Annotated in this window: 10 protein-coding genes; 6 read left to right on the forward strand and 4 right to left on the reverse strand. The window is 67.1% G+C overall.

Annotation, left to right across the window (positions count from 1 at the left end; genetic code table 11):
* From CVV76_RS24855 to CVV76_RS24090, 4 genes are all read right to left on the reverse strand, one after another.
* On the reverse strand, positions 1-299 hold a 299-nt coding region (locus CVV76_RS24855), incomplete at its 3' end, for a hypothetical protein (RefSeq protein WP_199178706.1).
* Between the two features lie 486 nt (positions 300-785).
* Positions 786-4,229: a pyruvate carboxylase gene (locus CVV76_RS24080; protein ID WP_102227228.1), complete on the reverse strand. Its 3,444-nt coding sequence runs from the start codon at positions 4,227-4,229 to the stop codon at positions 786-788.
* A 155-nt stretch (positions 4,230-4,384) separates the two neighbouring features.
* Complete coding sequence (locus CVV76_RS24085) at positions 4,385-4,831, reverse strand: CHRD domain-containing protein (protein ID WP_102227229.1); 447 nt, start codon at positions 4,829-4,831, stop codon at positions 4,385-4,387.
* Between the two features lie 157 nt (positions 4,832-4,988).
* Positions 4,989-5,609 (reverse strand): hypothetical protein, encoded by a 621-nt coding sequence (locus tag CVV76_RS24090; RefSeq protein ID WP_102227230.1) that lies wholly within the window; start codon positions 5,607-5,609, stop codon positions 4,989-4,991.
* Between the two features lie 127 nt (positions 5,610-5,736).
* Between CVV76_RS24090 and CVV76_RS24095 the strand changes: the two genes are divergently transcribed.
* The 6 genes from CVV76_RS24095 to ftsZ form a co-directional block, all read left to right on the forward strand.
* Positions 5,737-8,085: an ATP-dependent helicase gene (locus CVV76_RS24095; protein ID WP_102227231.1), complete on the forward strand. Its 2,349-nt coding sequence runs from the start codon at positions 5,737-5,739 to the stop codon at positions 8,083-8,085.
* Between the two features lie 172 nt (positions 8,086-8,257).
* The gene (murB, locus tag CVV76_RS24100; protein ID WP_102227234.1) at positions 8,258-9,181 is read left to right on the forward strand and encodes a UDP-N-acetylmuramate dehydrogenase; all 924 of its coding nucleotides are present in this window, start codon (positions 8,258-8,260) and stop codon (positions 9,179-9,181) included.
* Between the two features lie 146 nt (positions 9,182-9,327).
* Positions 9,328-10,242 carry a D-alanine--D-alanine ligase gene (locus CVV76_RS24105; RefSeq protein WP_199178707.1) on the forward strand — a complete coding sequence of 305 codons (915 nt, stop codon included), beginning with the start codon at positions 9,328-9,330 and terminating at the stop codon, positions 10,240-10,242.
* Entirely contained in the window at positions 10,230-11,249 is a 1,020-nt protein-coding gene (locus CVV76_RS24110) for a cell division protein FtsQ/DivIB (protein ID WP_269844502.1), read from the forward strand. The genes CVV76_RS24105 and CVV76_RS24110 overlap by 13 nt, the downstream gene beginning before the upstream one ends.
* The gene (gene ftsA, locus CVV76_RS24115; protein WP_102227233.1) at positions 11,246-12,580 is read left to right on the forward strand and encodes a cell division protein FtsA; all 1,335 of its coding nucleotides are present in this window, start codon (positions 11,246-11,248) and stop codon (positions 12,578-12,580) included. The genes CVV76_RS24110 and ftsA overlap by 4 nt, the downstream gene beginning before the upstream one ends.
* 508 nt (positions 12,581-13,088) lie before the next feature.
* The coding region (gene ftsZ, locus CVV76_RS24120) for a cell division protein FtsZ (protein ID WP_102227236.1) at positions 13,089-14,245 on the forward strand (1,157 nt) is incomplete at its 3' end.

Below are 14,245 nucleotides of genomic sequence, written 5' to 3' on the forward strand. Positions count from 1 at the left end.
GCGAAGAGGATGGCCGGCGCCGAGGCGGCATAGACGGCGTAATAGAGATAAAGCGGATTGCCCGTCATGTGATAGACCGTGCCGATGCCCGTCCGGTCGATGAGCCACGCGTGGCGGTGATAGAAGGCCAGGACGGAGGAAACCGGCAGGAGCAGAAATTCGGTGGAAAACACGGCGAAGCCCAGGGTGATGGGCAGGAGGACCAGAAGCCAAGAAAGGGCGAGCCTAATACGGTGCAGCGGGCGGCTGCGATGGGGGTTCGGGTGCTCGGCGGGACTTGGTCTTTTACCGGAACTCAACACATTCTCTCCTGAGGCGGGTCGCGGGCGACCTTCCATACAGATCGGCCATTTCCAGTCGCCCAGCAACCCGGGTTGGCGACATCTGGACAGCCTCTCACCGGCGGGCGCCTTGGTTGCCGATGCCGCGGACCGGGCATATGCCCCCCCAACGTAACACGCAGCCAGAGAATTCAGCGCCCTTCGAGCTCAAAGGGCACCTTGGCCATTTCCGGAAAATCGGAAATCGCAGGGGCCATTTTTTAAGTTGTTGTGACCTGAGGGTTTTGTGCGATCCCAAGAATGGGGGCGTCAAGCGCAGTCCGATCCAAAATATCACACGAAATCAAAGCGCTGCCGAGTTGCCCCGGCAGCGATTGTTCTTGTCTTGTCCCAGATACCGGAATGCGTCGGCGCAAGCCCTTCCCCCTTCTTCATTGTTCCCCAAATACGCAAGCCACCGCGACGCCCCTCGGGCCGCTCGGGGGTGGGGCGCCGGCGTCGCGTCTATTCGCCCAGTTCGACCAGCAGGTCCTTGGCGTCGATCTGCGTTCCCGGTGTCACATGCACCGCGGCCACCACCGCGTCGCGGTCGGCATGCAGGCCCGTCTCCATCTTCATCGCCTCGATGGTCAGCAGTAGGTCGCCCGTCTTCACCTTTTGCCCAGGCGTCACCGCGATCGAGGCCACCACCCCCGGCATCGGCGCGCCTATGTGGTTGGGGTTACCCAGCTGCACCTTGGGCTTGGACGCCGTCGTGGCCTTCACCGCCCGGTCCGGAACGCGGATCACCCGCGGCTGGCCGTTGAGCTCGAAGAAGACCCGGACATCGCCGTCCTCGTTGGTCTCGCCCACGGCGGAAAGGCGCACCTCCAGCACCTTGCCCGGGTCGATCTCGGTCGAGATCTGCTCGCCCGGCTCCATGCCGTAGAAGAAGGTCCGCGTGGGCAGCGCCCGCACCGGGCCATACATCCGGTGCCGGCCCATGTAGTCGAGGAAGACCTTGGGATACATCAGGTAGCCGTTCAGATCCTCGTCGTCGACCTTGAAACCCTCAAGCTCCTCGCTGACCTTGGCGCGGGTTTCCTCGAGGTCGACGGGGGCGGCGTATTTGCCGGGCCGGTCGGTGAGCGGAGCCTGGCCCTTCAGCACCTTCTTCTGGATCCCCTCGGGCCAACCGCCTTCGGGCCGGCCCAGGACGCCCTTCATCATGTCGACGACCGAATCCGGGAAGGACACGTCCACCGCCGGATCCTCGACCTGTGCCCGCGTGAGGCCCTGGCTCACCATCATCAGCGCCATGTCGCCGACCACCTTGGACGAGGGCGTCACCTTCACGATGTCGCCGAACATCTGGTTCACCTCGGCATAGGTCTTGGCCACCTCATGCCAGCGGTCCTCCAGCCCCATGGAACGCGCCTGCGCCTTGAGGTTGGTGAACTGGCCGCCCGGCATCTCGTGCAGGTAGACCTCGGACGCGGGGGCGGTGGTGCCGCTTTCGAACGCGGCGTACTGTGCGCGGACGCCTTCCCAGTACGTGTTGATCTCGCGCAGCGCCTCCATGTCGATGCCGGTGTCGCGGTCGGTGTGGCGCAGCGCCTCGACGATGGACCCAAGGCAGGGCTGCGAGGTGGAGCCGGAGAAGGCGTCCATCGCGGCATCGACCGCATCCACGCCCGCCTCGGCCGCGGCGATCACCGTGGCCGCCGAGGCGCCCGAGGTGTCGTGCGTATGGAAGTGGATGGGCAGGCCCAGCTCTTCCTTCAGCGCCTTGACCAGCACGCGGGCGGCGGCGGGTTTCATCAGCCCGCCCATGTCCTTCAGGCCCAGCACGTGCACGCCCGCGTCGCGCAATTCGCGCCCGATGCGGAGGTAGTAGTTCAGGTCGTATTTCGCCCGCGCCGGGTCCAGCAGGTCGGCGGTGTAGCAGATCGTCCCTTCGAGCAGCTTGCCGGTATCCAGCACCGCGTCCATCGACAGGCGCATGTTCTCGACCCAGTTCTGGCTGTCGAAGACGCGGAACACGTCGACGCCCGAATCCGCCGCCTGATTGAGGAAGCTGACCACCACGTTGTCGGGATAATTGGTGTAGCCCACGCCGTTCGCGCCGCGAAACAGCATCTGCGTCATCACGTTCGGCAGCCGCGCGCGGATGTCGCGCAGCCGTTTCCAGGGGCATTCCTGCAGGAAGCGGTAGGCTACGTCGAAGGTCGCCCCGCCCCAGCATTCCATCGAGAAAAGCTGCGGCATGTTCGCGGCATAGGCCGGCGTCACCCGGATCATGTCGATCGAGCGCATGCGGGTGGCCAGAAGGCTTTGGTGCGCGTCGCGCATCGTTGTGTCGGTCAGCAGCAGCTGCTTTTGCGCCAGCATCCAGTCGGCCACCGCCTGCGGCCCCTTTTCCTCCAGCAGGTTGCGGGTGCCCGGGGCGGGGGTCTCGTTGCGCGGTTCCGGCGGGCGCGGATCGCGCGCCTCGGCGGGCTTGGTGCGGCCCTTGGTCTCGGGGTGGCCGTTCACCGTGATGTCGGCGATGTAGGTCAGGATCTTGGTTGCCCGGTCGCGCCGCTTGCGGAAGTTGAAGAGGTCGGGCGTCGTGTCGATGAACTTCGTCGTGTAGGTGTCGTCGAGGAAGGTCGGGTGTTTCAGCAGGTTGATGACGAAGTCGATATTGGTCGACACGCCGCGCACCCGGAATTCGCGCAGCGCCCGATCCATCCGCGCGATCGCCTGATCCGGGGTCTGGGCCCGCGCCGTCACCTTCACCAGCAGGGAGTCGTAATACCGCGTGATGACCGATCCGGAATAGGCGGTGCCGCCGTCCAGACGCACGCCCGCGCCGGTGGCAGACCGATAGGCGGTGATCCGGCCATAATCGGGGATGAAGTTGTTCTGCGGATCCTCCGTCGTGACCCGGCATTGCAGCGCATGGCCCGACAGGTGGATATCGGCCTGGCTGGGGACGCCCGTCGCCTCGGCCACCGTCTTGCCCTCGGCGATCTTGATCTGCGATTGGACGATGTCGATGCCGGTGACCTCCTCGGTCACCGTATGCTCGACCTGCACCCGCGGGTTCACCTCGATGAAGTAGAACTGCTGGCTGTCCATATCCATCAGGAACTCGACCGTGCCCGCGTTCTGGTAGCCCACGGCCTGCCCGATCTTCAGCGCGAGGTTGCAGACCTCCTCTCGCTGTTCGGGGGTCAGGTAGGGGGCGGGCGCGCGCTCGACGACCTTCTGGTTGCGGCGCTGCACGGTGCAGTCCCGCTCATACAGGTGGTAAAGCCCGCCATGGGTGTCGCCCAGAAGCTGCACCTCGACGTGGCGGGCGCGCAGGATCATCTTTTCCAGATAGCCCTCGCCGTTGCCAAAGGCGGCCTCGGCCTCGCGCCGGCCCTCGCGCACCTTGTCGGCCAGTTCGTCTGAGTTCAGGATCGGCCGCATGCCGCGCCCGCCGCCGCCCCAGGAGGCCTTGAGCATCAGCGGATAGCCGATTTCCTCGGCCTCCTTGCGGATCGCCTCCATGTCATCGCCCAGAACCTCGGTCGCGGGAATGACCGGCACGCCCGCGCCGATCGCCACCTTGCGGGCGCTGGCCTTGTCGCCAAGGGCGCGCATCGTCTCGGCCTTGGGGCCGATGAAGGTGATGCCGGCGGCGGTCACCGCCTCGACGAAATCGGGGTTCTCGGACAGCAGGCCATAGCCCGGGTGGATCGCGTCGGCGCCCGACATCTTGGCCACGCGGATGATCTCGGGGATCGAGAGATAGGCGGCCACCGGGCCAAGGCCCTCGCCGATCCGGTAGGCCTCATCCGCCTTGAAGCGGTGGAGGCCCAGCTTGTCCTCCTCGGCGTAGACGGCGACGGTCTTCTTGCCCAGTTCGTTGGCGGCGCGCATCACGCGGATGGCGATCTCGCCCCGGTTCGCGACAAGGATTTTCTTGAAGTCGGCCATGCGCTTCCTCCCGTATGGTCGTTTGCACCACCTTAGGGATGCCGCGCTGCAGCGCAAGTGGCTGGCGGGGCGCGCATGAAAGATTCGTGAAACAATCGTGGCGCGGCGCAATGACGGGGTAGGGTGCGTTTGAACGCACCCTACGGGGGCCTGCCTTACATCGGCGCCTTGCCCATCTTCACCTGGCCGCGGATCTCGCCGCCCGGGTTCTCCTTGGTGTGGATGTTGACGTACCACATCCCGTTCTCAAGCTGCTTCATCTGCTTGGCGTCGATCTTGGTCTTGCCCTCGGCGGGGCTCTTGGTCCCCGAGATCTTGCCGATGTTCACCTGCACGCCCGCGTTCTTGCCCATCTTGGCCGGGCCGTGGAAATGCGCCATGGTCGCGGGGCCCGACAGGTGATCCCATTTCACCGTCCAGGTCAGCACGCCGGTGTCGGTGTCGAGCGTGCCCATTGCCTCGCCCATTGCCTTCGGCTCCATCTTCTTGGCCTTCACCTCCTGCTTGGCGTTCAGCATGGCGTGCCAATCCATGGTCTTGGCGCTTGCCATGCTGCCTGCGGTAAGGGCGAGGGCCGATGCCAGTGCGATCTTGGAAAACATGTTCTTCCTGCCTTTCGGGTCTGGGCATCCGGGAAGCCGCGGACGGGAGTGTCCACGAAGGTGCCGCACGCGGGATGCAGTCTGGGCGCGCGTCCATAAGGGTAACGAACGGGCGGCCTGCGCAGATCTCTCACATCCTTGTCAGGGGTGGGTGAAGTCAGGTGTGGGTGACGTCGGTCCGCGGCCGGGGCCAGAACAGCGGGCGGGAAAGGTCCGGGCGGTAGGTCGAGACGTCTTCGCCCAGATGTCGGCAATTGCTGAACTTCTCCGTCCAGACGATGCGCCGGCCGTCGGCGCCGATAAGGCGGAAACCCCTCGAGATGCCGCGGCTGGGTCCGGCGGTGCCGTCGCTCAGTGCGGCGAAGGTCTCCCGTTGCCGGATCTCCGCCCATCGCAGCGTGACGCGCCGCGGCCCGATCGGCGGAAGCCAGAGCGTGCCGGGGCCCGTGATTCCGGTCTCGTCCCATGTCAGGCGATAGAGCGGTGTCAGATACGCCGCCTTCTGCAACGCGATGCACAGCAGGAGGATCAGGAAAAGAACGCCCGGCACATCGTCGTACCCGCCTTTCAGGGAGAGCGCGTTGCCCATGGTCATGATGAGCACGGCCGTCAGGGAGCTTGCGGCGCCGAAGAGGCCGGGGGAGGCCGTGCCGGAGCCGGTGCCGGGGGTTCCGAGGGTCGCGATGTATCCTGGCATCGTGCGGATCATCAGGCCCAGGCCCCCTATGACCAGCGCGATGATCACGAGCACGGCAAAGAACAGATCCTCGTGACGCATGTGCACCTCATCCTCCGCAGCCAGTGAGTGAGGACGCGCGCCTCCGGTCAACAAATCTTTGCCAGATGGTGCGAACATTGCGCGAACATGACTTTCACTTCCCGGCGAGGCGCGTTAACCTGCTCCCATGAGCAGTTTCGACGAGGACGACGCCTTCGAGGCCGCCGCGCAGCCCGCGCGGGTGCCGCTTTCGCAACGCGCGATGGCGGCCCGGCCGACGCCCTATCTCGACGGTCTGAACCCCGCGCAGCGCGAGGCGGTCGAGGCGTTGGACGGCCCCGTGCTGATGCTGGCGGGCGCCGGCACCGGCAAGACCCGTGCGCTGACTGCCCGGATCGCGCATCTTCTGATGACCGGGACGGCGCGCCCGAACGAGATTCTGGCCGTGACCTTCACCAACAAGGCCGCGCGCGAGATGAAGGAACGTGTCGGCCGTCTGATGGGCGAGACGGTGGAGGGGATGCCCTGGATGGGTACGTTCCACGCCATCTCGGTCCGTATCCTGCGGCGCCATGCCGAACTGGTGGGGCTGAAGTCGAACTTCACCATCCTCGACACCGACGACCAGATCCGTCTGATGAAGCAGGTGATCGCGGCCGCCAACATCGACGAGAAGCGCTGGCCCGCGCGGCAGCTTGCGGGCCTGATCGACCATTGGAAGAACCGCGCCTGGGTGCCCGAGAAGGTGCCCGCGTCGGAGGCCTCGGCCTTCAACAACCTGGGCACCGAGCTTTACGCCCGCTACCAGCAGCGGCTGATGGACCTGAATGCCGCCGATTTCGGCGACCTACTGCTGCATGTGCTGACGATCTTCCAGGCGCATCCCGACGTGCTGGAACAGTATCAGCGCTGGCTGCCCTATATTCTGGTCGACGAGTACCAGGATACCAACGTGGCGCAGTATCTGTGGCTGCGCCTGCTGGCGCAGAAGCACCGCAACATCTGCTGCGTCGGCGATGACGACCAGTCGATCTATGGCTGGCGCGGCGCCGAGGTGGGCAACATCCTGCGGTTCGAAAAGGATTTCCCCGGCGCAAAGGTGGTGCGGCTGGAACAGAACTACCGTTCCACCGCGCATATCCTTGCCGCCGCGGGCGGCGTGATCGCCGCGAATGAGGGGCGGCTGGGCAAGACGCTGTGGACCGAGGCCGACGGCGGCGAGAAGGTGCGCCTGATCGGCCATTGGGACGGCGAGGAAGAGGCCCGCTGGATCGGCGAGGAGGTCGAGCGCCTGCAACGCGGCGGACAGCGGCTGGACGACATGGCGATTCTCGTCCGCGCCTCGCACCAGATGCGGGCGTTCGAGGACCGGTTCCTGACGATCGGCTTGCCCTACCGGGTGATCGGCGGGCCGCGGTTCTATGAACGGCTCGAGATCCGCGACGCGATGGCCTATTTCCGGCTGGCTGTCTCGCCCGAGGACGATCTGGCGTTCGAGCGGGTGGTGAACACGCCCAAGCGGGGCCTTGGCGACAAGGCGCAGCAGAACATCCAGACCACGGCGCGGTCGAACGGCCTGTCGCTGCTGGAAGGCGCGCGGGTGCTGCTGGCGGAGGGCGGCATTTCCGGCAAGGGCGCGGGGCAGCTGCGCGCCTTCGTCGAGGGGGTGGAACGCTGGCACGGCGCGGTGGTCGAGGGGAAAAGCCATATCGAGCTGGCCGAGGAGATCCTTGACGAGTCCGGCTACACCGCGATGTGGCAGAACGACAAGACGCCCGAGGCGCCGGGGCGGCTGGAGAACCTCAAGGAACTCGTCAAGGCGCTGGAAAGCTTCGAGAATCTGCAAGGCTTCCTCGAACACGTCGCGCTGATCATGGACAACGAGCAGGGCGAGAGCGAGGACAAGGTCTCGATCATGACGCTGCACGCGGCCAAGGGGCTGGAGTTTCCCTCTGTCTTCCTGCCTGGGTGGGAGGATGGCCTTTTCCCCTCGCAACGCTCGATGGACGAGAGCGGCAAGAAGGGGCTGGAGGAGGAGCGGCGCCTTGCCTACGTGGGCATCACCCGGGCCGAGGCGCTTTGCACCATCTCCTTCGCCGCGAACCGCCGGGTCTATGGTCAGTGGCAATCGCAGCTGCCCTCGCGCTTCGTCGACGAACTGCCCGAGGAACACGTGGACGTGCTGACGCCGCCGGGGTTGTATGGTGGCGGGTTCGGCGCGGCGGCGGCAGGCGGTTATGGCGGGGCGTCGCAGGTGGAGGACCGCGCGGCGCGGGCGGATGTCTACAATTCCCCGGGCTGGAAGCGGATGCAGTCCAACGCGGGCCAGCATCACACCCCCGCGGCGAAGGGCCCGGTGATCGAGGGTACGGCCTACGGCCTTGGCGACCGGGTGTTCCACCAGAAGTTCGGCTACGGCGCCGTGACCGCCATCGACGGCGACAAGCTGGAGGTGGCGTTCGAGAAGGCGGGGGTGAAGAACATCGTCGCCCGTTTCGTAGTCGCCGCGGATTCCGCCGAGGACATTCCGTTCTGAGCGCGGGTTTGTGCGGCGGACCGCCCCCTGCCTCCATCGGAGCGGCATTGAAACGCACCCCGCGCGGGGGCGGCGGCTTGCCCCGCGCGCCGGGTGGGGATAACCCGGCGGCATGAACACCAGCGATCCGTCCCCGACGCCCTCTTCCATGGCCCCTTCGACGCCTTCTGCGATGCCTGCCGTTCGCGGCACCCTCACCCCCGGCCGGGCGCTGGCCGAGCTGACCTGGCTGCGTGTCGGCGGGCCCGCCGACTGGCTGTTCCAGCCGGCCGACCTTGACGACCTGCGCGCATTTCTCGCGGCGCTGCCCGCCGATGTCGCGGTGTTCCCGATTGGCGTCGGGTCCAATCTGATCGTGCGTGACGGCGGGCTTCGGGCGGTGGTGATCCGTCTTGGGCGCGGCTTCAACGGGATCGAGATAGACGGCGGTACGGTGCGCGCGGGGGCGGCAGCGCTCGACGCCCATGTCGCGCGCAAGGCGGCGGCGGCTGGGGTGGACCTCACCTTCCTGCGCACCATCCCCGGCGCCATCGGCGGGGCGGTGCGGATGAACGCCGGCTGCTACGGCAGCTACGTTGCCGATCACTGCGTCTCGGTCACCTGCGTAACGCGGACGGGCGAGGTGGTCGAACGGACGGCCGCGGAAATGTCCTTTGCCTATCGCCAGTCGGATCTTCCCGAGGGCTGGGTGATCGTCGGCGCCACCTTCCGCGGCGCGCGCGGCCTGTCCGAAACGCTCGACGCCCGGATGGCCGATCAGATCGCCAGGCGCGACGCCAGCCAGCCGACCAAGGCGCGCACTGCCGGGTCGACCTTCCGCAACCCGGCCGGGTTCTCCTCTACCGGGAGGGCGGACGACGTGCACGATCTGAAGGCCTGGAAGCTGATCGACGACGCGGGGATGCGCGGCGCGCGGCAGGGCGGGGCGCAGATGGCGGAGAAGCATTCCAACTTCATGCTGAACACCGGCGATGCGACGGCGGCGGATCTCGAAAGTTTGGGAGAGGAAGTCCGAAAAAGGGTTTTCCAACAATCGGGTCTGTTGCTAGAGTGGGAAATCATGAGGGTCGGCGAACCGGCCCCGGACGGTGACTGAGCCCACCGGACCAAGACGCAGGCACAACAGCCAAAGACCGATACGACAAAGAAAAGCGGGCCGATAACGGCCCAACGGGCGGACTCTCCGGGTCCATGAGGCAGAAACGAGGGATCTCAGATCCCCGACAGGCATAGGCGGATGGCATGTCGAGCAGGGCAGCCTCCAAGGTGGCAGTGATCATGGGCGGCCGTTCGGCCGAACGCGCGGTCTCGCTTTCGACGGGTCGCGAATGCGCGCTGGCGTTGCGTCAGGCGGGTTTCGACGTGGCCGAGATCGACGCCGGTCTCGATCTTGCCGAGAAACTCAAGGCGCTGGCGCCGGACGTCGTGTTCAACGCGCTGCACGGCCGCTGGGGCGAGGACGGCTGCGTTCAGGGCATGCTCGAATGGCTCGGGCTGCCCTATACCCATTCCGGCGTCTTTGCCTCGGCGCTGGCGATGGACAAGACCCGCTCCAAGGAGGTCTACCGCCAGGCCGGCCTTCCCGTCGTGCCCAGCCTGATCGCCGAAGCCGCCGAGGTGCGCCGCCGCCACGTGATGGAGCCGCCCTACGTCGTGAAGCCGAACGCCGAGGGGTCGTCGGTCGGTGTCTATCTGGTGCGCGACGGTGCCAACAGCCCACCGCGGCTTGCCCCCGAGATGCCCGACGTCGTGATGGTGGAATCCTACGTCGCCGGGCGGGAGCTGACCGTTTCGGTGATGGGCGGCCGGGCGCTGACCGTGACCGACATCCTCACCGACGGCTGGTACGATTACGACGCCAAGTACAAGGAGGGTGGCTCGCGTCACGTGCTTCCCGCCGAGGTGCCGGCCGAGATCTTCGATGCCTGTCTCGACTATGCGGCCCGCGCCCATGAGGCGCTTGGGTGTCGTGGTGTCAGCCGGACCGACTTTCGCTGGGATGAAACCAAGGGGGGCGGTGGCCTCGTCCTGCTGGAAACCAACACCCAGCCGGGCATGACGCCGACCTCGCTGGTGCCGGAACAGGCGGCGCATTGCGGGATCTCGTTCCCCGAGCTCTGCCGCTGGATCGTGGAGGACGCCTCGTGCAACCGCTGATCCTCCGCCGCGTAGATCATTCCGCTGCGTCGGGTGGCCCGGGCGGGCCGGGGCGAACGGCCGCGCCGCAGGGCGGTGCGCGGGGCGGGCAGGGGGCGGCCAGGGGGCCGGGCGCCGGGGCGGGCCACGGCATGGGCGGCAGCGCGCCGCGCCGCGATCCGGCACCCAGCCGTGCCGCCTACCGGCTGCAGCGGGTCTGGCTGACGCCCAGCTACCGCCGCATCCTGCGCATCGGCCTGCCGATGGCGATCGTGATCGGCGCGCTTGGCGCCTATTTCGAGAATGCCGACCGGCGTGAGGCCGTGGTGGCCAAGTTCCACGAGATCCAGCGCTCGATCGAGACGCGGCCGGAATTCATGGTCTCCATGATGTCGATTGACGGCGCCACGCCGCCGCTCGCCCAGGCGATCCGGCAGGTGCTGGACCTGAAGCTGCCGCAAAGCTCCTTCGATCTGGACCTGCCTGCGCTGCGCCAGAAGATCGAGACGCTGGATGCCGTGGCCGACGCCGATCTGCAGGTCGGCAGCGGCGGCGTGCTGCACGTGACCATCCGCGAACGCAAGGGCGCCATCGTCTGGCGCACCGAGGGCGGGCTCGAGATGCTCGACGATACCGGGCACCGGGTCGCGGGCCTCGTCGACCGCGCCGCGCGCTCCGACCTGCCGCTGATCGCGGGGGAGGGGGCGGACAAGGCGGTGCCGCAGGCGCTGGCCCTTCTGAACGCGGCAGGGGCGCTCCGGGCACGGATCCGCGGGCTGATCCGCGTGAGCGAACGGCGCTGGAACGTCGTGCTCGACCGCGACCAGGTGATCGAACTGCCCCAGGTGGCGCCGGTACCGGCGCTGGAGCGGGTGATCGCCCTGGATCACGCACAACATCTAATGTCGCGCGACATCACCGTCGTCGACATGCGGAATGAAGCGCGCCCGACCGTCCGCCTGGCCCCCCAGGCGATGGAAGAGCTGAGAAAAGAGCGCAAGGCCGAGGCAGGAGGCAAGACCCAATGACCGATCTCTACCACTCCCAGCGCGCGATGCGGAACATGCGTCGCGCAGCGATGCAGCGCGGCGTGATCGCCATTCTCGACGTCGGCACGTCGAAGATCGCCTGCCTCATCCTGCGCTTCGACGGCCCCGACGCCTTCCGCGAGGCCGAGGGCGTGGGCCCGATGGCCGGCCAGTCCTCCTTCCGCATCATCGGGGCGGCCACCACCCGGTCGCGCGGCGTGCGCTTCGGCGAGATCGACACGATGCAGGAGACCGAGCGCGCGATCCGCACCGCCGTTCAGGCGGCACAGAAGATGGCGGGGGTTCGGGTCGACCACGTTATCGCCTGCTTCTCGGGCGCGCGGCCGCGCAGCTACGGCCTGGCGGGAGAATGGGCGCTGGAAGATGGTGCGGTGACGGAGCAGGACGTGGCGCATGTGCTGGCTGCCTGTGACGTGCCCGACATCGGGCATGGCCGCGAGGTGCTGCACGCCCAGCCGGTGAACTTCGCGCTCGATCACCGCTCGGGCCTCAGCGATCCGCGGGGGCAGGTGGGCAACAAGCTGGCCTGCGACATGCACCTTCTGTCGGTCGATGGCGCGGCTGTGGAAAACCTTTTCGCCGCGATCCGGCGCTGCGACCTGGAGGTCGCGGGGTTGGCGTCTTCGGCCTATGTCTCGGGGGTCTCGTCGCTGGTCGAGGACGAGCAGGAACTTGGCGCCGCCTGTGTCGACATCGGCGGCGGGGCCACGGGCCTGTCGATCTTCATCAAGAAGCACATGATCTATGCCGACAGCGTGCGCCTCGGCGGCGATCACGTGACCTCCGACATCTCGAAGGGTCTGCAGGTGCCGCTTGCGGTGGCCGAACGGATCAAGACGCGCCACGGCGGTGTCGTCGCCACCGGTATGGACGACCGCGAGATGATCGAGATCGGGGCGGATTGCGGCGACTGGGAAAAGGATCGCCGCACCGCGAGCCGGGCCGAGCTGATCGGGATCATGCGTCCGCGGGTCGAGGAGATCCTCGAAGAGGTCCGCGCGCGTCTCGACGCCGCTGGGTTCGAGCATCTTCCCAGCCAGCAAATCGTGCTGACCGGCGGTGGCAGCCAGATCCCGGGCCTCGACGGGCTTGCGGCGCGGATCCTCGGCCAGCGCGTGCGGCTGGGCCGTCCGCTGCGGGTGCAAGGCCTGCCGCAGGCCGCGACCGGGCCCGCCTTCTCCTCGGCTGTGGGGCTGTGCCTTTTCGCCGCGCATCCGCAGGATGAGTGGTGGGATTTCGAGATGCCGGCCGACCGCTATCCCGCCCGCTCGCTCAAGCGCGCGATCCGCTGGTTCAAGGACAACTGGTAAGGGCAGGGGGGCAAGGCCCCCTGCCTCCCGTTCCCCCGCTCCTGCCGTCTTGCCCCGGGTCCGGCCTCCGCCGCCCGCATCGCGCGATCCCCGCCGTTTTTCGCGCGAATCCCCGTGACCTGTGGGCAAGTCTGTGGAATAATGTCGGATAACGAGAAGATCACGAAGGCCGGGCAACGGCTTGCGGAGAGCACGGGCAGTGCATCCGATTCGATGACAAGAGCGGCAGTGTCCTCTTTGGCCAATGCGCCAGGGCTGGGGCTTGCCCCTACCGCCAAGGTGCCGCCGCATGTCAGCTTGCGACGGCTAGTGGTCATGTGAGCTGCTGCCACCAACTGTGGGTCTATCGGCGAAATCCCGCGGAAATAGCCTACAGATACCCGATATTTTGTGGTTGTTTTGCGTTTTTCTCGTGACCTCGCCGTCCAGCAGGGATAATCTGGTCCGAAGCGGGGATGTGTGGCCCAAGGCAGGCCGATCAGCTGAACAAAAAGGCAGGCGGAGCACGATGACTTTGAATCTCACCATGAACGACGACCAGGACCTGAAGCCGCGGATCACGGTGTTCGGGGTCGGCGGAGCCGGCGGCAACGCCGTCAACAACATGATCGAGAAGCAGCTTGAGGGGGTCGAGTTCGTTGTCGCGAACACCGACGCCCAGGCGCTGCAACAGTCGAAGGCGCAGGCCCGCATCCAGATGGGCGTGCGCGCGACCGAGGGTCTCGGCGCGGGTGCCCGTCCGACCGTGGGCGCCGCCGCCGCCGAGGAGACGATCGAGGAGATCGTCGATCACCTCGCGGGCGCGCACATGTGCTTCATCACCGCGGGCATGGGCGGCGGCACCGGTACCGGCGCTGCGCCGATCATCGCGCAGGCCGCGCGTGAGCTGGGCGTTCTGACCGTCGGCGTCGTGACCAAGCCGTTCCAGTTCGAGGGCGCCAAGCGCATGCGCCAGGCCGAGGAAGGCGTCGAGACCCTGCAGAAGGTCGTCGATACTCTCATCATCATCCCGAACCAGAACCTGTTCCGTCTGGCAAACGAGAAGACCACCTTCACCGAAGCCTTCGCGCTTGCCGATGACGTGCTGTACCAGGGCGTCAAGGGCGTGACCGACCTGATGGTTCGCCCGGGCCTGATCAACCTCGACTTCGCCGACGTGCGCGCGGTGATGGACGAGATGGGCAAGGCGATGATGGGCACAGGCGAGGCCGCGGGCGAGAACCGCGCCGTCGACGCCGCCGAGAAAGCCATAGCGAACCCGCTGCTGGACGAGATCAGCCTGAACGGCGCCAAGGGCGTGCTGATCAACATCACCGGCGGCTACGACATGACCCTGTTCGAGCTGGACGAGGCCGCGAACATCATCCGCGAGAAGGTGGACGCCGACGCGAACATCATCGTCGGCTCGACCCTCGACACCACGATGGAAGGCACGATCCGCGTGTCGGTCGTCGCCACCGGCATCGACGCGGCGCCCGCCGCGGTCGAGGCCCCGGTGCCGCGCCGTCGCCTGGCCGAGCCGCTGCCGTCGCAGCCGGCCTCCGCGCAGGACGCGCCCGCCGCGGCCGAGCCGCAGCCGATGGTCGCCCAGTCCGAGCCGGCCGAGGAGCCGTCGCTCTTCGCCAGCTTCACGCCGACGCCCGAGCCGGCCCCGGCGCCCGCGCC

It is taken from the genome of Acidimangrovimonas sediminis (assembly GCF_002871005.1).
GTDB lineage: Bacteria > Pseudomonadota > Alphaproteobacteria > Rhodobacterales > Rhodobacteraceae > Acidimangrovimonas > Acidimangrovimonas sediminis.